Raw genomic sequence first — 18,699 nt, 5'->3', positions numbered from 1 at the left:
TCAGGTGCCCGGCACGTCCAGGTACACGGTCACGACGTCGCCGAGGTCGATCCCCTCGGCCCGGCGGACGGCATCCTTCACCGGCAGCGCGTACGTGCCGTTCTTGGCATACATGGCGGTCGTCCACGTCGTGCCGCCGATCCGCGCCCGGGCGGGAATCATCCCCCAGCCGTACGTCACCTCGGCAGCCAGGTCGCGGACCTCGGTCGCCGCCGTGGGCGGCAGGCTGACGAAGTGATACGGCGCGGGGCCGCGCCAGTGCCACACCTCGGCGTCGAATCGTGCCTCCATCCGGCCTCCCTCGATACGTGCGCCCGTCGTTCCGCCCGATCATCGCAGCACCCGGGGTTCCGGTCACGCCGGCTCAGGTCAGCGTCGGTCCTGATCGGTCCGCTCTGGCCAGTGCCGGCACGTCGCCGTAGTCTGACGGCGGGGGGCTGGACGTTCCCTGAGCGGGCGTCCCCATCGCGAACGACGAGGCGCCACCATGCTCGGTACCGACCCCCTTCTCCGTTCCCCGTCCGGCCGCGAACGCTCGCGCCGGCAGCACGTGTGGACCCGGATCGCGTCCTCGGTCGTCACGGTCGCCGTCGCCGTCGCCACGCTCGTCGCCGGGCCCGCCGCGGCCCAGGCGGCGACGCCGGTCAGCGACCCCGCCAACGTCCAGGTGCTGGTGAACAAGCAGCGCCCGCTCAATCCGCTGCGCTGGGTGCCGCCGGATCTGGTGTGGGGCCCGAACGGTTACCTGATGCGGTCGGTGACCTCGTCGGCCCTCGCCCGGCTCTACGCGGGGGCGGCGGCGGCCGGAGCCCCGCTCACGACGGTGAGCGCGTACCGGTCGTACGACCAGCAGGCCGCGCTGTTCCAGAGCTACGTCAACCAGTACGGCCTCGCGCAGGCGGAACTCATCTCGGCGCGGCCCGGGCACAGCGAGCACCAGACCGGGCTGGCGGTCGATGTCGGGAACGCCGACGGCAGTTGCGGGCTGGGCAGCTGCTTCGGGAACACCGCGGGCGGCCGGTGGGTGGCGGCCAACGCGTGGCGGTACGGCTTCATCGTCCGCTACCCCAACGGCTACACCGCCGTCACCGGCTACGCCTGGGAGCCCTGGCACCTGCGGTACGTGGGCCCCGCCCTCGCGACCGACATGCACCAGCGGGGCATCCCCACGATGGAGCAGTACTTCAGCACGCCGTCCCGACCGGCCTTCGCCACCGCCGCGGATCTGGGCGCGGTCGACCGGGCCGGCGTGCTGTGGAGCTACCCGGGCACCGGGCGCGGCACGATCGGCCCGCGGGCCGCGGTCGGCACCGGCTGGGGTGCGATGACGAGCGGGGCGGTCGTCGACTGGAACGGTGACGGCCGGTTCGACGTCATCGCCCGGTTCACGGACGGGTCCCTGTACCTGTACCCGGGTCGCGCGACGCCCGGCCTCGGGCCGAAGGTGCTGCTGGGCCGCGGCTGGAACGGCTACGCCATCACGCCGGGTCCGTGGGTGAACGGGCGGGCGGCGTCGATCGTGGCTCGCGCACCGGACGGGACCATGTACCTCTATCCGAACGTCGGCAACCGGGTGGGAGCGCGCACCAGGATCGGCGGCGGCTGGGGCTCCATGACGACGAGCATGGTCGACGTCGACCGTGACGGTCGTCAGGATCTCATCGCCAAACGCGCCGACGGCGTGATGCTGCTCTACCGCGGCAACGGAACCGGCGGCTTCGTCAACGAGCCGCGTCGGGTGCTCGGCGGCGGATGGACCACGATCTCGTCGGTCTCGGTCGTCCACGGGTTCGGGGGGGCCGGAAGCCGGGGCCTGCTCGCACGGGCCGCCGCGGACGGGCGCCTCTACTACTACCCCGTGACGGGCGGGCGGCTCACGTCCCGCACCGCCGTCGGGTGGGGCTTCGGCCCGTACCGTCTGCTCAGCTGAACACCTCCACTGCTTCGCGTGGTCTCCGGCACCGGCAGACGGCCAGATGTCGCCCAGCCCCACAACACGCATCGGGCGGCAACCGCTCAGTCACCCGGCGCCGTACCGCGGACCGGGTCCGTCCGCTTGCTCTGTCCGCTCGGGCGGATTCCTGCCACCATGACGAGATGGAGACCCTCACCGTCGACCAGATCCTCGATGCGTCGCTGACCGACTGGCGCCGCCTCGCCCAAGGCCTGCACGCCCGCTACCGGACCCGGGACTTCCGCACCGGCCTCGCCCTGGTGGACGCGGCGGCGCAGGCTGCCGAGGACGCCGGCCATCACCCGGACATCACGCTGCGCTACGCGGCCGTCGAGTTCGCCCTGCTCAGTCACGACGCCGGCGGCGTCACCGACCGGGACGTCGAGCTGGCGCGGCGGATCACCGCGATCGCCGCCGATCTCGGCGTCGAGGCCACCCCGCGGAAACTCGCGCTGGTGGAGCTGGGTCTGGACACGGCGCAGGTGGCCGCGCTCGGGCCGTTCTGGGCCGCGCTGCTCACCGGCGCCGCGAAGAACGTGGATGGGGACGACGTCGTCGACCCGACCGGTCAGGCACCGCTGGTGTGGTTCCAGCACACGGAGCCGCACGAGACACCGCGGCAGCGGTTCCATCTGGACGTGTGGGTGCCGCACGATGTGGCCGACCAGCGGATCGCGGCCGCCGTGGCGGCGGGCGGCACCGTCGTGGACGATTCGCCGGCTCCCGCCTTCACCGTCCTGGCCGACGCCGAGGGCAACCGCGCGTGCGTGTGCACCTGTCTCGGCCGGTGACCATGGCACATTCCGCATACGGCATGAACCCCGGTCCACCGCCCGCGGTCGCGTCATGACGCGCCTCGTCTACCTCGTCGCGATCAGCCTCGACGGCTTCATCGCGGATCCGCACGGCGACTTCTCGGCGTTCCCCACACCGCCGGCCTACCTCGACCACCTGGTCGAGCGGTTCCCGCAGACCATTCCGACCCACGTGCGCACCGCCCTCCGCCTCCCCGTTCCGCGCGGGAGGTTCTCGAGCGTGCTGATGGGCTGGAGCACCTACGCGGTAGGTCTGCCGGTCGGCGTGACCTCGCCCTACCAGCACCTGCACCAGGTGGTCGCCAGCCGCGGGCGGCGCCGGGACGTGCCGGACGAGATCGAGGTGACCCGGGACCCGGTGACCACGGTGACCCGGCTCCGCGCCGCGGATGACGGCGACATCTGGCTCTGCGGGGGCGGCAGCCTGGCCGCCGCCCTCGCCGACGAGATCGACGAGCTGATCCTGAAGATCAATCCGATCACTCTCGGGGCCGGCATCCCGCTGTTCGCCGACCCGGCCGCGGAGCCGCGGTCCTGGGCGGCGTCCGACGTCGTCAGCCTGCCGACGGGGCACGTCGTCGCGTCCTACGCGCGGCCCTGAGCGGCTCAGTCCCCCGTGGTGAGCACCATCCGGAACCGGGCGTCGCCGGCCATCATCTTGTCGTAGGCGGCCTGGGCGTCCTTCAGCGGCATGGTCTCGATGGTCGGGCGGACACCGGTCAGGACGCTGAACCGGAGGGCGTCCTCGGAGTCCTTCGACGTGCCGGAGGCGTGCCCCTGGATCGCGGTGGACCCGGGGATCAGCGCGAAGGGCGGCACCTGCATCGGGTCCGCGGAGGCGCCGACGACGACGAGCTGGCCGCGCGGCCGCAGGCCGCCGAGCGCCGGGGTCATCGCGTCGGGCACCGTGACGGTGGCGAGCACGACCGAGGCGCCGCCGAGCCCGGTGAGCTCCTCGGCGACGTCGGCGCTGGTGGAGTCGATGTAGTGGTGGGCGCCGAGTTCGCGGGCGAGCGGCTCCTTCTCGGTGCCGCGGGCGATCGCGACCGTCTCGAAGCCCATCTTCACGGCGTACTGGATGCCGAGGTGCCCGAGGCCGCCGACGCCGAGGACGGCGACCAGATCGCCGGGCCGGGCGACCGACGTGCGGAGCGCGTTGAACGTCGTCACCCCCGCGCACAGCAGCGGGGCGGCGTCGACGTCGGAGAGATCGTCGGGGATGCCGACCAGCGCCTCGGCCGGCGCGATCATGTAGTCGGCGTACCCGCCGTCGTAGGCGATGCCGGCGACGAGGCCGTTCTCGCAGGCGATGAAGTCGCCGCGCCGGCAGGAATCGCAGGTGAAGTCGCAGCCGCCGAACCAGCCGACACCCACCCGCTGACCGGCGCGCCACGCGGTCACGCCCTCCCCGAGCGCATCGATCTCACCGGCCACCTCGTGCCCCGGCGCCCGCGGGAAGTCGTTGCCCATGGCGCCCGCCACGGTGAGGGAGTCCGAATGGCACACCCCGCATGCGCGCACGCGGACCCGCACCTGCCCGGGGCCGGGTTCGGGGATCTCCACCTCGGTGATCTCGAAGGGGGCGTTGGCCGCCGGGACGCGGGCGATCGTCATCGTCGTCATGGGCGCGATGCTACCCATTGCTCCTCCCGCCCGGCTGTGCGACCGTATGTGTACAGCGTCCACATAGGGGCAGCGCCCCGCTCGCCGAGGAGACGGACATGAACGCCACCCCCACCGCCCTGCCCCCCGTGGTCGATCAGGACACCTGGCGGCGGCACCTGGCCGACCTGCGCGTGCGCGAGAAGGCCGCCACCCGCGAGCTCGACGCCATCGCCGCGCAGCGCCGGCGGCTGCCGATGGTGGAGCTGCCCGAGTACACCCTCGTCGGCGAGGACGGACCGGTGCGGTTCGCAGAGGTCTTCGACGGCCGATCCCAGCTGATCACCTACCACCACATGTGGTTCCCCGGAGAACAGTGGCAGTGCGGGGGGTGCACCGGCTTCACGTCGCAGTTCACTCGGCTGGACTTCCTCGACGCCTACGACGCGCGGTTCGTCGTCGTCACCCAGGGCCCGATCGACGAGGCCCTCGCCTATCGGGACACGGTCGGCAACCGGATGACGTGGTATTCGACGGCGGACAGCCCGTTCGGCGCCGACATGGGTGCCGGCCCCGGCGAGGGCTTCGCGGTCAACGTGTTCCTGCGCGACGGCGACACCGTCTACCGCACCTGGCACACGGACGGCCGCGGCACGGAGCAGCTCTCCCACACGTTCCCGCTGATCGACCTGCTGCCGTGGGGCCGGCAGGAGGAGTGGCAGGACTCTCCGGAGGGCTGGCCGCGGCAGGGCACCTACGCGGGGTGGCTGGATTCCCCGGACATCGCCCGACTGTACGGCCCGGAAGGGACGTCGGACCCCACCCCCGTGCGGACCACCCGGGCGACGGCATAGCGGGGCCGGTGATCGCCGCCGACGCCCCTCGACGGGTTCGGCGGCGTCAGTCGCGCTGCCAGAAGGTGAGGTTGTTGCCGAAGGGATCCGTGATCGTCATCGTCGATCCCCACGGCTCGTCCGTGACACCCGGCCGCGCATGGCGATGGTGCTGCGCGAGCAGCACGCGCTGGTAGGCGCGGACATCGGCGACGACGATGAGGACGCCGGCGCCGGGGGTCGCGTCGCCGTGATGCTCCGAGAGATGCAGCACACTGCCGTCCCGCGCCACTTCGGCGTAGATCGGCAGGCCGGGCTCGAACTGGTGCTGCCACCGCCAGGTGAAACCGAGGAAGTCGACGTAGAAGGCGCGGGCCAGCGCGTGGTCGAAGACACGCAGGACCGGGATGACCTGCTGCCGCGTTACCGGGTCCTCGTTCTCTCCCATGTCCGCCCCTTCGTGCGCATCGTCAGCGCCGCGTCCGAGCGTACGCCGCGTCGCGCTCGTACCCGCGGGCGTGCTCGGCCAGCTCGGGCCTGCCCAGCTCGACCGCCTTCGCGGCGGAGAACACGGCAAGCTCCTCGAGCCGGTCGGCCACGGCGGTGAACAGGTCCGCGCGGTCGTACCGGACGCCGCGGTCACCGTAGCGGTCGAGCAGCCGGTCGAGCCGGTCATCCCGCTGCGCGTCGGTGAAGCCGTCGGCGCGGTCGGTGCCCAATGGCACGATCCGGTACGCGAGGTAGGCGAGGTCCCAGATCCGAGGGCCGGGCGAGGCGAAGTCGAGGTCGATCAGACCGACCGCCGTACCGTCGCGGAAGACCATGTTGTACGGGGCGGCGTCGTTGTGGCAGACCACCTCGACGGGTTCGCGCCCGGGCGATCGCCACGGCCCCGTGCGGTCGGCGGTCGCGGACGCGGCATGGAAGCGACGCAGGAGGTCGACGGCCGAGTCGAGGGCGGCGGCCCTCCAGACCCACCCGGGCATCGGATAGGCGGGCACCTCGCCGTCGAGGTACTCGAGGACCTCTCGCTCCGCCGACTCCCCGACTCCGGGCTCGACGCCGCGTGGTTCGGGGACGCCGTCCATGCCGTGGGCGCGGCAGTGCGCGAGCAGCCGGTGCACCGCGGGCGTCCACGCACCGGCGGTGCGGAGCACGACGTCGCCCCGCCGGCTCACCGGCCCCATGTTGCCGCCGGCGAGCACCTCCTCCGGCTCGGGGGTCGTCCCGTGGGCCCGCATCTAGTAGGCGACCGTGAACCGCTGCCGGTGGTGGACCGGCCGCTCGATCTCGTCGACGATCGCTGCGGCGAGATCCTGGCCGGAGAGGTTCGACTCGCCGTTCTCGTCCGTGAGCAGGACGTCGCCACCGGTGCGGTAGGTGCCGGTGGCCTCGCCGGGCGCGTAGGCGCCGAAGCCCGCGGCGGGGCTGACGAAGAACCAATCGAGAGTGTCGTCCTGCTCCGTCAGCCAGTTCAGGACGGCGGTCAGCTCCTCGGCCTCGGCCTTGAAGGCGTCAGGGAACTCCGCGGTGTCCATCAGCCGGGGACCGTTCGGCTCGACCTGCAGGGAACCGGCGCCGCCGATGACGCCGAACCGCGTGCCCTTCGCCCGGGCGAGCTCGGCCACCTTCTCGGCGGCGGGGGCGACCTTGCCGACCATGTCACCGCGCGGGGAGACCGTGACGATGACGACATCGGCGTCGACGGCGGTCTGCGCGACGGCGTCGTCCAGAACCGAGCCGGCGCGGAACGTCACGCCGTCGACCTTCTCGTCCGGAACGGTGCGGCTGATCGACGTGACGGTGTGGCCGCGTCCAGCAGCCTCCTTGACGATGTGGCCACCGGCGTACCCGGTGCCGCCGATCACGGTGATGCGTGCCATGGGTTCTCCTTCTGGGCAATCGGACTGTGCATCCCTGACAAGGCACTCGTCGTGCCCGGCATTCCCGCGACTCGCGGAGTGACGCGGCCCGATCCGCTACATTGCCGCCATGGCGATCGATGACTTCGAACGGTATCCGCTGACGTTCGGGCCGAGTCCGATCCATCCGCTCAACCGGCTCAGCGACCACCTGGGCGGCGCGAGGGTCTGGGCCAAACGGGAGGACGTCAACTCCGGCCTGGCCTTCGGCGGCAACAAGACCCGCAAGCTCGAATACATCGTCCCCGACATCCTGGCCTCGGGAGCGGACACCATCGTCTCCATCGGCGGGTACCAGAGCAATCACACCCGGCAGGTCGCCGCGGTCGCCGCTCACCTGGGGTTGAAGGCCGTCCTGGTGCAGGAGACGTGGGTGAACTGGCCGGACCCGCTGAACGACCGCGTCGGCAACATCCAGCTGTCCCGCATCATGGGCGCGGATGTCCGGATCGACCCGCACGGCTTCGACATCGGCATCCGCCCCAGCTGGGAGGACGCCCTGCGGGAGGTCGAGGAACGCGGTGGCCGGCCCTATCCGATCCCCGCGGGGGCGTCGGAGCACCGCCTGGGCGGCCTCGGCTTCGCCAACTGGGCGCACGAGGTCGTTCGGCAGGAGGAGGAGCTCGGCGTTTTCTTCGACACGGTCGTCGTCTGCACCGTCACGGGGTCCACGCACGCCGGCATGATCGCCGGCTTCGCCGCCCTGGAGGACGCGGGCGGCCGGCCGCGCCGCCTGCTCGGGATTGACGCGTCCGCCACGCTCGAGAAGACCCGCGCCCAGGTGGGGCGGATCGCCCGGAACACCTCGCGCCTCATCGAACTCGGCCGGGACCTGCGCGACGACGAGATCACCGTGCTTCCGGGTTGGGCCGGCGACGAGTACGGCATTCCCGTGGAGTCGACGGTCGAGGCGATCCGGCTCACCGGCCGGATGGAGGGCGTGATCCTCGACCCGGTGTACGAGGGCAAGTCGATGGCGGGACTGATCGACCTCGTGACGTCGCGAGAGATCCCGGCGGACAGCACCGTCCTCTTCGCCCACCTGGGCGGACAGCCGGCGCTCAACGCCTACACCGCGGTCGTGCCCTGATCCGGTGTCGCCGGCCACGTCGTCCTGGCGGGGCTTGCTTGCGGGGCCGGTCCTTGCGGGGCCGGGCGGCCGTCACCGTCCGGCAGTGGACTCCTCGTCGGAGCCCGGGACCGCGACGATCCGGTTCTGGTAGGCCCACACCACGGCCTGCAGTCGCGAGCGCACGCCGAGCTTGGGCAGGATTCGCGCCACGTGGGACTTGACCGTGGACACCTCGACCACGAGTTCGTCTGCGATCTGCTCGTTGGACATGCCCTGCGCGAGCAGGAACAGCACATCCCGTTCGCGCTCGGTGAGCAGGCCGTCCGCCCGGTCCCCGGTGACCGGTTGCAGGCGGCGGCGGGACACGAACTCGCGCAGCACCCGGCGGGTGAGGGCCTGGTCGATCGTGCCGTTGCCCGCGGCGACCTGGCGGACGGCGGTGACGATGGTGTCCGGGTCGGCGTCCTTGAGCAGGAACCCGGAGGCGCCGGCCTCGAGAGCACCGAAGACGTAGTCGTCCAGGTCGAACGTCGTGAGCATCAGGACGGGGACCGGTGAGTCGGCCTCAGGCCCGGCGAGGGCGCGGGCCACCTCGATGCCGTCCCGCACCGGCATCCGGATGTCCAGGCACGCCACGTCGGGGTCGGTGGTGCGGGCGAGGTCGAGCGCCTCGCCGCCGTCGGCGGCGACGCCCACGACGTCCATGTCGGGCTCGGCGTCGAGCAGGGCAGCGACGCCGGCGCGGATGAGCGGCTGGTCGTCCGCGATGAGCACCCGGATCACGCGACGTCCTGCCCGTCCGCGCCGGCGCCCTCGCGTGCGGACTCCCGACGGAGGAGGAGGTCAACCCGCCACCCGCCGTCCGGCAAGGGACCGGCGGACAGCTCCGCGCCGACCAGGTCGGCTCGCTCCCGCATGCCCCGGAGTCCGTGGCCGCCGTCGCCCGTCCGGCCGGCACCGGCACCTCCACCCCCACCGGCGGCGCCGTTCTCGACCCGCAGGACGAGCCGGTCCGGGTCCCGGTCGTCGATCTCCACCGTGGACGCCGCCCCCGGGGCGTGCAGGGCGGCATTGGAGAGGGCCTCCTGCACCGTCCGGTAGGCGGCGAGCTGGGCGAGCGGGCCGATACCCGATCCGAGCGGCCGGTCGGCGGCCGTGAGCACCCGCAGGTCCACGGCCTGGTGGGCGCGGGCGCGCTCGACGAGGTCAGCGATGCCGGCGAGCGTCTCGACCGCCCGAGTGGCGAGCCCGTCCTCCCGCAGCAGCCCCACCAGCCGCCGCAGGTCGTCGAGCACGCTCGTGCTCTGCGCCCGCATCTGGCGGACGCCCTCGTGCGCCCGGGCGGGATCGGTGTCGATCTGCCGGTCCACGACGGCGGCCATCAGCGCGATCCCGGAGAGGTGGTGCGCGGCGATGTCGTGCAGTTCCCGCGCCATCGCCGTCCGCTCGCGGGAGACCGCGGCGTCGATGAGGGCGTCGCGTTCCCGGACGAGCGCGTTCTGTTCGTCGCGCTGGGCGCGCCGGACGTCCCGGCGCGACCGGATCAGGAGGGCGACCAGCAGCGGCAGGCCGACGACTCCGGCGGCCTGCAGGAGGCCCTGCCCGGCCGCCGCCGGCGGCGAGGAGCCGTTGACCGCGATGCCGGCCGTCGTCTCGCCGGCCGCGACCAGGATCGCCGCCGTCGTCAGGGCCGGCCACAACCGGACGGCGGGGGCGGTCAGGACGGCGACGACCACGACGACCATGACGGCGAGGAGCCCGAGGCTGTGCAACGTCGTCGGGACGACGGCCGACGGCACGGCCGCGAGCGCCGCGACGACGACGAGGACCGTGCGCGGGATGAGCCGGGTGAGGGCCACGGCGGCCGCCTGAAGGAGGAGGACCAGCGCGAGGACGATCCACTCGCCGGAGAACGGAGCCGGGGAGACCAGGGACGCGGTCGACGGGTCCTCGGCGGCGAGTACCGGGGCGCCGAGCAGCAGGGCGAGCGCGACGACGGCGGTGGCCGCGGCGGTGAGCACGTCGCGGCGGTGGACACCGGGCCGGGCCGGCGTCCCGGGGCCGTGCGCGCCCCGCCGCTCAGCGGTGTCCATCGCCCGAGTCTACGAGCCGGGCGGGGCCGGGGTAGCCGAGGCGCCCGCGGGTGGCGACGAGGATCGCGGCGGCCCCGATGGTGGAGAGGATGGCCAGGCCGAGGATCATCCGGTCGGCGGGGATGCCGGGGTAGATCTCGGTCCACAGCATCGAGACGGTGTTGTTGACACCCACGTGCAGCAGCATGGCCACCGGCAGGCTCTCACCGGTCCGGTTGAACACCCACGCCATCACAATGTTGAAGGTGATGCAGAAGCCGGCGAACCAGACGAGCTGGGTCCATGGCGCGTTCGGGAAGCCGCCCCAGTCGCTGAGGAAGAGGGGCAGATGCCATGTCGCCCACACCGGGCCGAGGACGGCGGCGGCGCCCATGGGGCCGAAGCGTTCCTGCAGGCGGGGCAGGGCGAAGTCGCGCCAGCCCGGTTCCTCGGACAACCCGGTGGTGAACAGCTGGATGACCAGGCCCGGGATGACGGCGGCCAGCGCCAGCAGCGACGGCGCCTGGACCACGCCGCCGGAGAACGGCAGGCCGGAGACCAGAACCAAGGCAGGAACCCCGACCAGGGCGAGCGCGTACCAGCGCCACCCGACCCGCCACCGGAGCAGCCGCCCGGCCCAGCGGCGCAGGCCGGGACGTCCATCGGCCACCGCGGTGACGAGGAAGGCGCCGCCGAGAGGCCCGAGCAGAGCCCCGGGCAGGACGCCGGAGAGCTGGGCGCTGCCGAGGATCGCGGGGAAGGCGAGGTCCCAGACGCCCAGCCCGTGCGAAGACAGGGTGTACGGGACCCAGGCGAGCCAGCTCAGCCCGCATGCGAGGACGAAGAAGGAGAGGAGCGGGTGTCCGGCCACGGCGGCACGGACGCCCCGGGTGCGCAGCCCTTGCCGGTTGTCGATCGTCGTCGTCATGACGCCTCCGTCGGTCAGGTGACCGCGATTCGGCCACATCTCGACGCTAGAAATCAGCGCGACGCCGATCGACCGGCTCAGGACGGAACCTCAGCCGTTCCATCGAAAGGTGGAGGCGAGACCCCGTCCGTGGCCATGTAGGGCCATGGCGTGGAACCGCTCGTCGCGGAGGTCTTACGGACCCCCGTCGGATGACTGTTCCGACCCGTGCTTACTTCCTGCTTCGTCGCCCCCTGCCCATCTGTAGAAGAATCCACGACCCCTACCCGCCGCGCTCGAAGGCTCTAGTACCCCCTCAATGGCCAGCGCCTTGAGTGTGGAGCCAACATTCGATGGGCTGGCTCCGACCAAAGAGCCAAATTCGGTCGAACTGATACGGCCGCGTGCCTGCGCGTACGAACGAGCTATCTCAGTGCGCGTCGGGACGTTTCGAGTTCGCGCTGCGTCCTGATCCAATGACGCTAGATTGCCTTGCGCCTGTGGGCTCAGTCGCCACGCTGTAGCCGTACCAGCCGGAGTGCCCTCGACCGCCACGACGAGTGGACCCCCACCGATTTGAGCCCGCGCCAGCTTCAGTAGGGTGCCCCGCGCCTCCTCTGGAGGCAGTTGGACCAATACAGACGCGGACCGCTCGTCTACCCAACCGATATTTGCTAGATGACGCAGCACCAGGAGAGACGAGACGTCGACGGCTTCTTCCGGCGGATTGATCTGAGCGAGCCAAGCGATCCACGACTCATCCAGAGCATCCCCCACCAGAGAGGCGCGAACATATGGCCCCTCGATCTCCCGGATCAGTGGCTGTTGGTGGCCGACTCGGATCATCTCACGGACCATCCGGTCTACGCCGATGCCTTCCCGTTCAGCGACCCGCAGATCAGCTAGGAGTTGCGCTAAGGCCGGATTTCGGGATTGGGAAGGATGGGTGATGATGTTCGACTCGTTGACACCGCCAAAGAATCCACCTGGACTGGTGACGCGTAGTGTCCGTCCGACATGCTCGATCACCGTGGGTGCCTCTACACCCCACTCCCGGTGCGCTAGTCCGTTAACAACCGCCTCGCGAGCAGCGAGCATAGGAATATCCCGAATTTGACGAACCACGAGTCGTGTCTGGATGTGTCGCATAGAATTATGCGCCTCAACCGTCAGGAAAACTTCGGACAGCTCTTCGAGGAGAGAGCGATCCTGTCGACGGACACGCGCAGTGCTGTCGCCGCCTGCATAGTCCCGGTGGACGTAGTCGACCGAGGCGGTACCGCGACCTACCAGTGTAATAACACCGGCATTGGTCAGCATTCCCTCCTCCAGGACAACGTTGAGACGACGAAGAAGGTGGAAGTCATCCGCCTGCGCAAGGTCTTCAGCGGATCCCTCGCCGCTCGCGCGCAAGAAGTCTCGTGCAACCGCCAGCGCGGCCGGCCGTACTGCTGCAACCGGGACCGTCGACACATCCGCCGACCAGTCGTAATTGAGTCGTTGCATCCGACGGGCGTGCCACGTCGCAGCATCGATCTCCACGCAATGATCGCCTACCCGCCATGTGATGCGTCCGTTGATTCGCACGGGCTCGACGGCAGACGGCGACACGACCACCAGAAGCCGGTGGTCCGCAACCGTCACGTTGGCGACGTCGACGGTCAGCAACTTGTGCGATAGCTCGTAGATGCGATGCCTCAACCACTCGACTTCCAGCTGTGTCCCAAGCACTTGCCCGTCGTCGGCCACGCCCACGATGAGCGCACCGCCCCCCGGAGTGTTGGCCATGCAAGCTGCTTCCGCCGCGAGCGCCTTGGCAGCTGCCTCATTCGTAGGTTGACCTGGGAGGATGACGCCGGACCGGTCACGACGGCCGGCTTCCTCTTTGAGATCCACGATGCTGCGCTCAACCGTTCGATCCACCGTCTCGCCGCGGTCGATCCTCCTGAGCAGACTCTCCACTTCGGCGCGAACGGGGTCTTGACCGAAAATTATGGGCATGCGCCTCAGTCTGCCACGGTCATAATTAAGTCGGCAACAAAATTATGGCCCGTCCTCCGAAGTGGCCTGGATCATAACGTTGGCCTAGGTGGCCCGGCCGATCCAGCGTTCCACCACTGTCGCTTGAGACTCAATCGGCGCGACAGATCGTGCCCGGGGTTTGCACTACATCCCGTCCGGGGCCATGTTGTTGAACCGCGAGTAGTGGCCCTGGAAGGCGACCTCGATGTTCTTCGTGGGGCCGTTGCGGTGCTTGGCGACCATGATGTCCGCGCTGCCCGCCTTCTCGGACTCCTTGTTGTAGAGGTCCTCGCGGTGCAACAGGATCACCATGTCGGCGTCCTGCTCGATCGAGTTGTGGACGGTCAGGCCGTTGGCGACGAAGTTGTGGTTGCCGAGCACGGTGGCGTCGAAGACCTCTTCTTCGCCGTCCGGCTCGACGGAGACGATCTTGTCCCAGAAGACGTCGTTGACCGCGAGCACGTCCATCTCGGCGCGGTCGAGCACCCGGGCGATCTGCCCCATCGGCGCCGTCGAACGGTCGATCCCGGTGAGCACCGAGCCGCCGAGCTGCGAGCCGAGGCTCGCAGGCTCCACCGATGGAGGCTGCCGTTGCGCGAGGATCGACGAGACAGCCTCCCAGATCCCCGTCGGCTCGGAAGCGCCGGCCGCGTTCTTTCCTCGAGCTCGCACGATCCTGAGCAGCTGGGCTGCAGCAGGCTCACTGTCGCCTTCCACACCGATCTCCTGAAGGAAGCGCCGCTGATCATCCGTCCCGGCAACCTCGAGTGCGTAGCCGACCGTCTGCGGCTCGGTCGACGCCTTCCGAGCCTTCGCACTCACTCGGCGAATGCGGCCGGTGATGCCGAAACGCATCAGCAGCCGAGCGACATCGTCCACCAGCCGGCGCGAGGACGAGTTCAGGACGATCCGTCCGTCGCGATCATCGCTCGTGACGGTCACCCGGCCGCCGGTCGACCACAGGCGTTTGAGAAAGAGCGAGATCTGCACCTTCGGCAACGCAAACACCGCCTGCGGCACGACGCCTCCGGTCGTCACCGCCGCGAGGTTCTGCTCGTCGACTGAGGCGTACCGGATCGGCTGGTGCCGAACGAACGAGCCGTCGCCGAGCAGGTGCGCCAGCATGATGACCCGGGAGTCCTCCCATTCGGTCCGCTCGGTCGGGCCGTCGGTGTGCCGGGGAGCGGCGATACGGGTGCCGGGAGCCAGGTCGCCGAGCGCCCGCCACCCGTCGTAGGTGAGAAACGGGTGGTTCGCCGTCGCGCGCAGCGTGCGGCCGGACGCAGTGGTGAGCCGGTAGACCGGCTTCACCCCGGTGGAGAACACGTGGGTGAGGTGCCGCTCGACGTAGCGCAGGTCCTCACCCACCGACCACACCGGCACGTCCGTCGCGCCCGCGCGGTACAGCTCGCCCATCGTCGTCTCCGCACCGGTGTCCGAGCGGAGGATCCGGGTGTCCGCCGTCAGGCAGCCCGACTCGCGCAGGTCCGAGACCATCGGCCGCTTGTCCGTGCGCTGCTCCGAGCCACGGTTCAGCTGCGACAGGGCGATCACCGGGATCTCCAGCTCCTTGGCCAGCAGCTTCAGGGCACGGGAGAACTCGGAGACCTCCTGCTGGCGGGACTCGACGCGCTTGCCCGAGGACATCAGCTGCAGGTAGTCCAGCACCACCAGCTTGAGGCCGTGGTTCTGCTTCAGGCGCCGGCACTTGGCGCGGATCTCCATCAGCGACATGTTCGGGGAGTCGTCGATGAACAGCGGCGCGTCGTTGAGCTTCTGCGAGACGGCCGCGATCTTCGTCCAGTGCTCCTGCCGCAGGGACCCCTTGCGCAGGTCCTGCAGGTTGATCGTCGCCTCCGCCGAGAGGATACGCATGGCGATCTCGTTGCGGCTCATCTCGAGCGAGAACACCACGGTGGGCAGCTCGTGCTTGATGGCGGCGGACCGGGCGATGTCCAGCGCGAATGTCGACTTGCCGACGGCGGGACGCGCGGCGATCACGATCATCTGGCCGGCCTGCAGGCCGTGGGTCAGCTCGTCGAACTCGTAGAAGCCCGTCGGCACGCCGAGCATGCCCTCACCGCGGCCGGACGCCGACTCGATCTCGTCGATGGTGTGCTCCATGATGGCCTGCAGGGGCAGGTAGTCCTCGTTGGAGCGGGTGTCCGCGACCGAGAAGATCTCCGCCTGCGCAGCGTTGACCAGGTCGTCGACCTCCCCATCGCTGGAGTAGCCGAGCTGGACGATCTTCGTGCCGGCGTCCACGAGCCGGCGCAGCACGGCCCGCTCCCGGACGATCTCCGCGTAGAACCCGGCATTGGCCGCCGTGGGCACCGAGGAGATCAGCGTGTGCAGGTAGGCCGGGCCGCCGATGCGGGACAGCTCGCCGCGCTTGTTCAGCTCGTCCGCGACGGTGACGGCGTCCGCCGGTTCTCCCTTGCCGTAGAGGGTGATGATCGCGTCGTAGATGTTCTCGTGCGCGGGCCGGTAGAAGTCGTTGCCCTTGAGCACCTCGACGACGTCCGCGATCGCGTCCTTCGAGAGCATCATGCCGCCGAGCACGCTCTCCTCGGCCACCAGGTCCTGCGGCGGGGTGCGCGAGAACTCGTCCTGCCGTGACCGCTGTTCCCGATCCAGTTCCCCGATCGACACGCCGACCCCTCCGCTTCCGCTGTGCGTCGTCCTGCTTCCGTCCCGAGCGGGATCCGGCACGGATTCCGTGGTGCTCACCGGTCTACCGGCGCCCACCGACAGGACTGCCGCGTGGGCGTCGGGGGGAGGACAGAGTCACGTTAGCCCGCGGCGGCGGCACCACCAACCCGATCGTCCACCGCCGTCCCGCCCGCCTGTGGGCGACACGCCCCGCATTGGGGAAAACGCCGAGCACACCTGTGCACGAGGTGGGGACAGCGGTGTGGATCAGCCGGTGGATAACTTCACGACCCGGCCTTGACGTGGGACGACGCATCGCACAGTCTGTGGATGAGGATCCGTCCCCCGGCGTGTCCAATCCACAGCATGCTTGTTGACAACGTCCCCCTCAGGCCGTATCACAGCAGCGAGACCGCAGGATCCACGACCACGAGGGGATCACCATGACGACGTCGGACGCGGGGGCCCGCTACGTCCGGGCGCTGGCCCGCAAGGACCGTGCCGCGCTGGCTGCGGTGCTCGCGCCCGACGTCGACTTCCGGGCCATGACTCCGCGCCGCTTCTGGGAGGCCGATCGAGCCGAGGACGTGCTCGACGTCCTGCTCGGCCACTGGTTCGAGGACGGCGACCACATCACGGCGGTGCTCGGCACCAGCGAGGACGACGTCGTCGACCGGCACCGGATCAGCTACCGGATGACCGTCCGCAACGACGGGGGCGACCATCTCGTGGAGCAGACGGCCTACTACGACGTCGACGGCGACCGGATCTCGTTGCTGCGCGTCATCTGCTCGGGGTTCGTGCCCACCGGAACCTGATCGGCGATCGCCAGGACCTGCAGACGCACCACGGGCCGGGCACCGTGATGGTGCCCGGCCCGTGGCGTGAACCGTCAGGTGATCCTCAGAGGGGAACGACCTGCAGGTCGATGGTGGCGGAGACGTCCTCGTGCAGACGGACGGTCGCCTGGTAGTCGCCGGTGGACTTGATGTGTCCCGGCAGCTCCACCGTGCGCTTGTCGATCGAGCCCAGCCCGGCCGAGGACACCGCGGTGGCGACGTCGTCGGTCTTGACCGTGCCGAACAGGCGACCGGACTCGCCGGCCTTGACCTTGATCTGCACGGGGGTGGAGGACAGCTTCGCGGCCAGCGCCTGAGCGTCGGCCAGGGAGGCGACGGCGCGGGCCTTGCGGGCCGCGCGGATCGACTCGACCTGCTTCTCGCCACCGCGGGACCAGGACAGCGCGAAACCACGCGGGAGGAGGTAGTTACGGGCGTACCCGTTCTTCACCTCGACCACGTCGCCCGCGGTGCCGAGCCCGGTGACTTCCTGGGTCAGAATCAGCTTTGCCATGAGAAGGGATTCCTTTCCGTTCAGCCGCGGCCGGCGCCGGAGTAGGGCAGCAGGGCGACTTCGCGCGCGTTCTTGATCGCGAGGGCGATCTTGCGCTGCTCCTGAACGGACACGCCGGTCACGCGGCGGGCGCGGATCTTCCCGCGGTCGGAGATGAACTTCCGCAGGAGGGCGACGTCCTTGTAGTCGATGACGGTGACGTCGGCCGCCTTGAGCGGGTTCTGCTTCGGTTTCGGCTTGCGGATCTCAGCCTTGGCCATCGTGGTGCTCCTTCTGTCTGTGGAGCCCGCGGACGTGGGTCCGCGGGATGGGGTGAATGGGTGGGGGTGACGCCGTCAGGCGGCACCCGTCGTCCCGGCCGGGCCGGGACCGCATCGGTCGGAAGGGCCGATCAGAACGGCGGCTCGGAGTCCGCGCCGTTGCCCCACCCCGAGGAGGTGGAGGTGCCGGGCGTGGCCCACGGGTCGTCGTTGGACTGTTGCGAGCCGCCGGAGTTGCCGCCGCCGTATCCGCCACCGCCCTGGCCGCCGCCGGAGTTGCCCCCGAAGCCGCCCTGGTTGCCCCCGCCGCCGCCGAAGCCGGAGTTGCCGCCGCCGAAGCCGCCGCCTCCCTGGCCGCCGCCGCGGGCGTTGCGGTTGACCTTGGCCGAGGCGTACCGCAGCGAGGGGCCGATCTCGTCGACCTCCAGCTCGATGACGGTGCGCCGCTCGCCTTCCTTGGTGTCGTACGAGCGCGACTTCAGCCGGCCCTGGGCGACCACGCGGGTGCCCTTGGTCAGCGTCTCGGCGACGTTCTCGGCCGCCTCACGCCACACCGAGGCGCGCAGGAACAGCGTCTCGCCGTCCTTCCACTCGTTGGCCTGACGGTCGAACGTGCGTGGAGTGGACGCGATCGTGAAGTTCGCGACCGCGGAACCGGACGGCGTGAACCGCAGCTCCGGATCGGCCGTGAGGTTACCCACGACGGTGATGACGGTCTCGCCTGCCATCGGGCCCTGCCTTCCGTGATTGACGCGGTGAATCGGTTCGTCCGGAGTGATCGTTGCCTTCTCGATCCGGACGGGAGATCACTCGGCGCTGACGCGCTGCTCTTCCGGACGGGTGATCTTGGTCCGCAGGATCGTCTCGTTCAGATTGAGCTGACGATCGAGCTCCTGGGCACCGGCCGGGGTCGAGTGGAAGTTGACGACGGCGTAGATGGCCTCGTTCTTCTTCTGGATGTCGTAGGCCAGCCGGCGACGGCCCCAGATGTCGACCTTGTCGACGGTGCCGCCATCGTTGCGGACCACGTTGAGGAACTTGTCCAGCGACGGCTGGACGGAGCGCTCCTCGACCTCGGGGTCGATCAGAACCATCAGTTCGTATTCACGCATGTGTGAACCCACCTCCTTCGGGCTGAAACGGCTGCGGTCCTTCCGCAGCAGGAGGTTCGTGCGCTTGATCCGCGCGAGTCACGGCATCGGTGGAATGGACGCACGCGAACGCGCGCAGACCGG

At 70.2% G+C, this 18,699-nt stretch carries 20 protein-coding genes; 6 read left to right on the top strand and 14 right to left on the bottom strand.

Translation table 11 applies throughout. From position 1 onward, the window contains the following. Entirely contained in the window at positions 1–291 is a 291-nt protein-coding gene (locus tag IEX22_RS01200) for a DUF1905 domain-containing protein (protein ID WP_188665087.1), read from the bottom strand. A 196-nt stretch (positions 292–487) separates the two neighbouring features. Between IEX22_RS01200 and IEX22_RS01195 the strand changes: the two genes are divergently transcribed. The 3 genes from IEX22_RS01195 to IEX22_RS01185 all read left to right on the top strand — a co-directional run bounded on the left by IEX22_RS01195 (position 488) and on the right by IEX22_RS01185 (position 3,370). Next, a complete protein-coding gene (locus tag IEX22_RS01195; RefSeq protein WP_188665084.1) occupies positions 488–1,930 on the top strand; it encodes a D-alanyl-D-alanine carboxypeptidase family protein in 1,443 nt (480 codons plus the stop codon). A 167-nt stretch (positions 1,931–2,097) separates the two neighbouring features. After that, entirely contained in the window at positions 2,098–2,745 is a 648-nt protein-coding gene (locus tag IEX22_RS01190; protein ID WP_188665081.1) for a 4a-hydroxytetrahydrobiopterin dehydratase, read from the top strand. A 55-nt stretch (positions 2,746–2,800) separates the two neighbouring features. Beyond that, complete coding sequence (locus tag IEX22_RS01185; RefSeq protein WP_188665078.1) at positions 2,801–3,370, top strand: dihydrofolate reductase family protein; 570 nt, start codon at positions 2,801–2,803, stop codon at positions 3,368–3,370. A 5-nt stretch (positions 3,371–3,375) separates the two neighbouring features. Here the strand turns inward: IEX22_RS01185 and IEX22_RS01180 are convergent, their stop codons facing one another. After that, complete coding sequence (locus tag IEX22_RS01180; RefSeq protein ID WP_188665075.1) at positions 3,376–4,392, bottom strand: alcohol dehydrogenase; 1,017 nt, start codon at positions 4,390–4,392, stop codon at positions 3,376–3,378. A 98-nt stretch (positions 4,393–4,490) separates the two neighbouring features. On the opposite strand from IEX22_RS01180, the gene IEX22_RS01175 reads away from it, so the two are divergent. Continuing rightward, entirely contained in the window at positions 4,491–5,225 is a 735-nt protein-coding gene (locus tag IEX22_RS01175) for a DUF899 domain-containing protein (RefSeq protein ID WP_188665072.1), read from the top strand. A gap of 46 nt (positions 5,226–5,271) precedes the next feature. Here the strand turns inward: IEX22_RS01175 and IEX22_RS01170 are convergent, their stop codons facing one another. From IEX22_RS01170 to IEX22_RS01160, 3 genes are read right to left on the bottom strand one after another with little or no spacing between them, the layout of a single operon-like run. After that, positions 5,272–5,652 (bottom strand): glyoxalase superfamily protein, encoded by a 381-nt coding sequence (locus IEX22_RS01170; protein ID WP_188665069.1) that lies wholly within the window; start codon positions 5,650–5,652, stop codon positions 5,272–5,274. A 22-nt stretch (positions 5,653–5,674) separates the two neighbouring features. Further along, complete coding sequence (locus tag IEX22_RS01165; protein ID WP_188665066.1) at positions 5,675–6,445, bottom strand: phosphotransferase; 771 nt, start codon at positions 6,443–6,445, stop codon at positions 5,675–5,677. Next, on the bottom strand, positions 6,446–7,087 hold the full coding sequence (locus IEX22_RS01160; protein ID WP_188665063.1) for an NAD(P)-dependent oxidoreductase: 642 nt from the start codon (positions 7,085–7,087) through the stop codon (positions 6,446–6,448). 109 nt (positions 7,088–7,196) lie between these two features. Between IEX22_RS01160 and IEX22_RS01155 the strand changes: the two genes are divergently transcribed. Continuing rightward, a complete protein-coding gene (locus tag IEX22_RS01155; RefSeq protein WP_188665060.1) occupies positions 7,197–8,216 on the top strand; it encodes a 1-aminocyclopropane-1-carboxylate deaminase in 1,020 nt (339 codons plus the stop codon). A 72-nt stretch (positions 8,217–8,288) separates the two neighbouring features. On the opposite strand, the gene IEX22_RS01150 is transcribed toward IEX22_RS01155, so the two are convergent. The 5 genes from IEX22_RS01150 to dnaB all read right to left on the bottom strand — a co-directional run bounded on the left by IEX22_RS01150 (position 8,289) and on the right by dnaB (position 15,776). Further along, the gene (locus IEX22_RS01150; RefSeq protein ID WP_188665057.1) at positions 8,289–8,981 is read right to left on the bottom strand and encodes a response regulator; all 693 of its coding nucleotides are present in this window, start codon (positions 8,979–8,981) and stop codon (positions 8,289–8,291) included. Further along, positions 8,978–10,291: a sensor histidine kinase gene (locus IEX22_RS01145; RefSeq protein WP_188665054.1), complete on the bottom strand. Its 1,314-nt coding sequence runs from the start codon at positions 10,289–10,291 to the stop codon at positions 8,978–8,980. Before IEX22_RS01145 ends, IEX22_RS01150 begins: the two co-directional genes overlap by 4 nt. After that, positions 10,278–11,198, bottom strand: coding sequence for a CPBP family intramembrane glutamic endopeptidase (locus tag IEX22_RS01140; RefSeq protein WP_188665050.1), 921 nt, complete (start codon positions 11,196–11,198; stop codon positions 10,278–10,280). Before IEX22_RS01140 ends, IEX22_RS01145 begins: the two co-directional genes overlap by 14 nt. 174 nt (positions 11,199–11,372) lie before the next feature. Beyond that, a complete protein-coding gene (locus IEX22_RS01135; protein ID WP_188665047.1) occupies positions 11,373–13,178 on the bottom strand; it encodes an ATP-binding protein in 1,806 nt (601 codons plus the stop codon). 165 nt (positions 13,179–13,343) lie between these two features. Beyond that, positions 13,344–15,776: a replicative DNA helicase gene (gene dnaB / locus IEX22_RS01130; protein WP_229659720.1), complete on the bottom strand. Its 2,433-nt coding sequence runs from the start codon at positions 15,774–15,776 to the stop codon at positions 13,344–13,346. Between the two features lie 518 nt (positions 15,777–16,294). Here dnaB and IEX22_RS01125 point away from each other — a divergent pair. Further along, complete coding sequence (locus IEX22_RS01125) at positions 16,295–16,669, top strand: nuclear transport factor 2-like protein (RefSeq protein WP_188665040.1); 375 nt, start codon at positions 16,295–16,297, stop codon at positions 16,667–16,669. An 85-nt stretch (positions 16,670–16,754) separates the two neighbouring features. Here the strand turns inward: IEX22_RS01125 and rplI are convergent, their stop codons facing one another. The 4 genes from rplI to rpsF all read right to left on the bottom strand — a co-directional run bounded on the left by rplI (position 16,755) and on the right by rpsF (position 18,576). After that, positions 16,755–17,204 (bottom strand): 50S ribosomal protein L9, encoded by a 450-nt coding sequence (gene rplI, locus IEX22_RS01120; protein WP_188665037.1) that lies wholly within the window; start codon positions 17,202–17,204, stop codon positions 16,755–16,757. Positions 17,205–17,224: 20 nt separating this feature from the next. Beyond that, positions 17,225–17,464: a 30S ribosomal protein S18 gene (rpsR, locus tag IEX22_RS01115; RefSeq protein ID WP_076694200.1), complete on the bottom strand. Its 240-nt coding sequence runs from the start codon at positions 17,462–17,464 to the stop codon at positions 17,225–17,227. A gap of 131 nt (positions 17,465–17,595) precedes the next feature. After that, on the bottom strand, positions 17,596–18,192 hold the full coding sequence (locus tag IEX22_RS01110) for a single-stranded DNA-binding protein (RefSeq protein WP_188665034.1): 597 nt from the start codon (positions 18,190–18,192) through the stop codon (positions 17,596–17,598). A gap of 78 nt (positions 18,193–18,270) precedes the next feature. Beyond that, positions 18,271–18,576 carry a 30S ribosomal protein S6 gene (gene rpsF / locus IEX22_RS01105; RefSeq protein WP_076694196.1) on the bottom strand — a complete coding sequence of 102 codons (306 nt, stop codon included), beginning with the start codon at positions 18,574–18,576 and terminating at the stop codon, positions 18,271–18,273. Positions 18,577–18,699 lie beyond the last annotated feature (123 nt).

Origin of the sequence: Tersicoccus solisilvae (assembly GCF_014643255.1) — a bacterium.
GTDB classification, from domain to species: Bacteria; Actinomycetota; Actinomycetes; order Actinomycetales; family Micrococcaceae; genus Tersicoccus; species Tersicoccus solisilvae.
This window is presented reverse-complemented; position numbering and strand designations above follow the sequence as displayed.

Coding starts and splice junctions, on each gene's coding strand:
- IEX22_RS01200 (WP_188665087.1), bottom strand. CDS start 291: ATGGAGGCACGATTCGACGCCGAGGTGTGGCACTGGCGCGGCCCCGCG.
- IEX22_RS01195 (WP_188665084.1), top strand. CDS start 488: ATGCTCGGTACCGACCCCCTTCTCCGTTCCCCGTCCGGCCGCGAACGC.
- IEX22_RS01190 (WP_188665081.1), top strand. CDS start 2,098: ATGGAGACCCTCACCGTCGACCAGATCCTCGATGCGTCGCTGACCGAC.
- IEX22_RS01185 (WP_188665078.1), top strand. CDS start 2,801: ATGACGCGCCTCGTCTACCTCGTCGCGATCAGCCTCGACGGCTTCATC.
- IEX22_RS01180 (WP_188665075.1), bottom strand. CDS start 4,392: ATGACGACGATGACGATCGCCCGCGTCCCGGCGGCCAACGCCCCCTTC.
- IEX22_RS01175 (WP_188665072.1), top strand. CDS start 4,491: ATGAACGCCACCCCCACCGCCCTGCCCCCCGTGGTCGATCAGGACACC.
- IEX22_RS01170 (WP_188665069.1), bottom strand. CDS start 5,652: ATGGGAGAGAACGAGGACCCGGTAACGCGGCAGCAGGTCATCCCGGTC.
- IEX22_RS01165 (WP_188665066.1), bottom strand. CDS start 6,445: ATGCGGGCCCACGGGACGACCCCCGAGCCGGAGGAGGTGCTCGCCGGC.
- IEX22_RS01160 (WP_188665063.1), bottom strand. CDS start 7,087: ATGGCACGCATCACCGTGATCGGCGGCACCGGGTACGCCGGTGGCCAC.
- IEX22_RS01155 (WP_188665060.1), top strand. CDS start 7,197: ATGGCGATCGATGACTTCGAACGGTATCCGCTGACGTTCGGGCCGAGT.
- IEX22_RS01145 (WP_188665054.1), bottom strand. CDS start 10,291: ATGGACACCGCTGAGCGGCGGGGCGCGCACGGCCCCGGGACGCCGGCC.
- IEX22_RS01140 (WP_188665050.1), bottom strand. CDS start 11,198: ATGACGACGACGATCGACAACCGGCAAGGGCTGCGCACCCGGGGCGTC.
- IEX22_RS01135 (WP_188665047.1), bottom strand. CDS start 13,178: ATGCCCATAATTTTCGGTCAAGACCCCGTTCGCGCCGAAGTGGAGAGT.
- IEX22_RS01125 (WP_188665040.1), top strand. CDS start 16,295: ATGACGACGTCGGACGCGGGGGCCCGCTACGTCCGGGCGCTGGCCCGC.
- rplI (WP_188665037.1), bottom strand. CDS start 17,204: ATGGCAAAGCTGATTCTGACCCAGGAAGTCACCGGGCTCGGCACCGCG.
- rpsR (WP_076694200.1), bottom strand. CDS start 17,464: ATGGCCAAGGCTGAGATCCGCAAGCCGAAACCGAAGCAGAACCCGCTC.
- IEX22_RS01110 (WP_188665034.1), bottom strand. CDS start 18,192: ATGGCAGGCGAGACCGTCATCACCGTCGTGGGTAACCTCACGGCCGAT.
- rpsF (WP_076694196.1), bottom strand. CDS start 18,576: ATGCGTGAATACGAACTGATGGTTCTGATCGACCCCGAGGTCGAGGAG.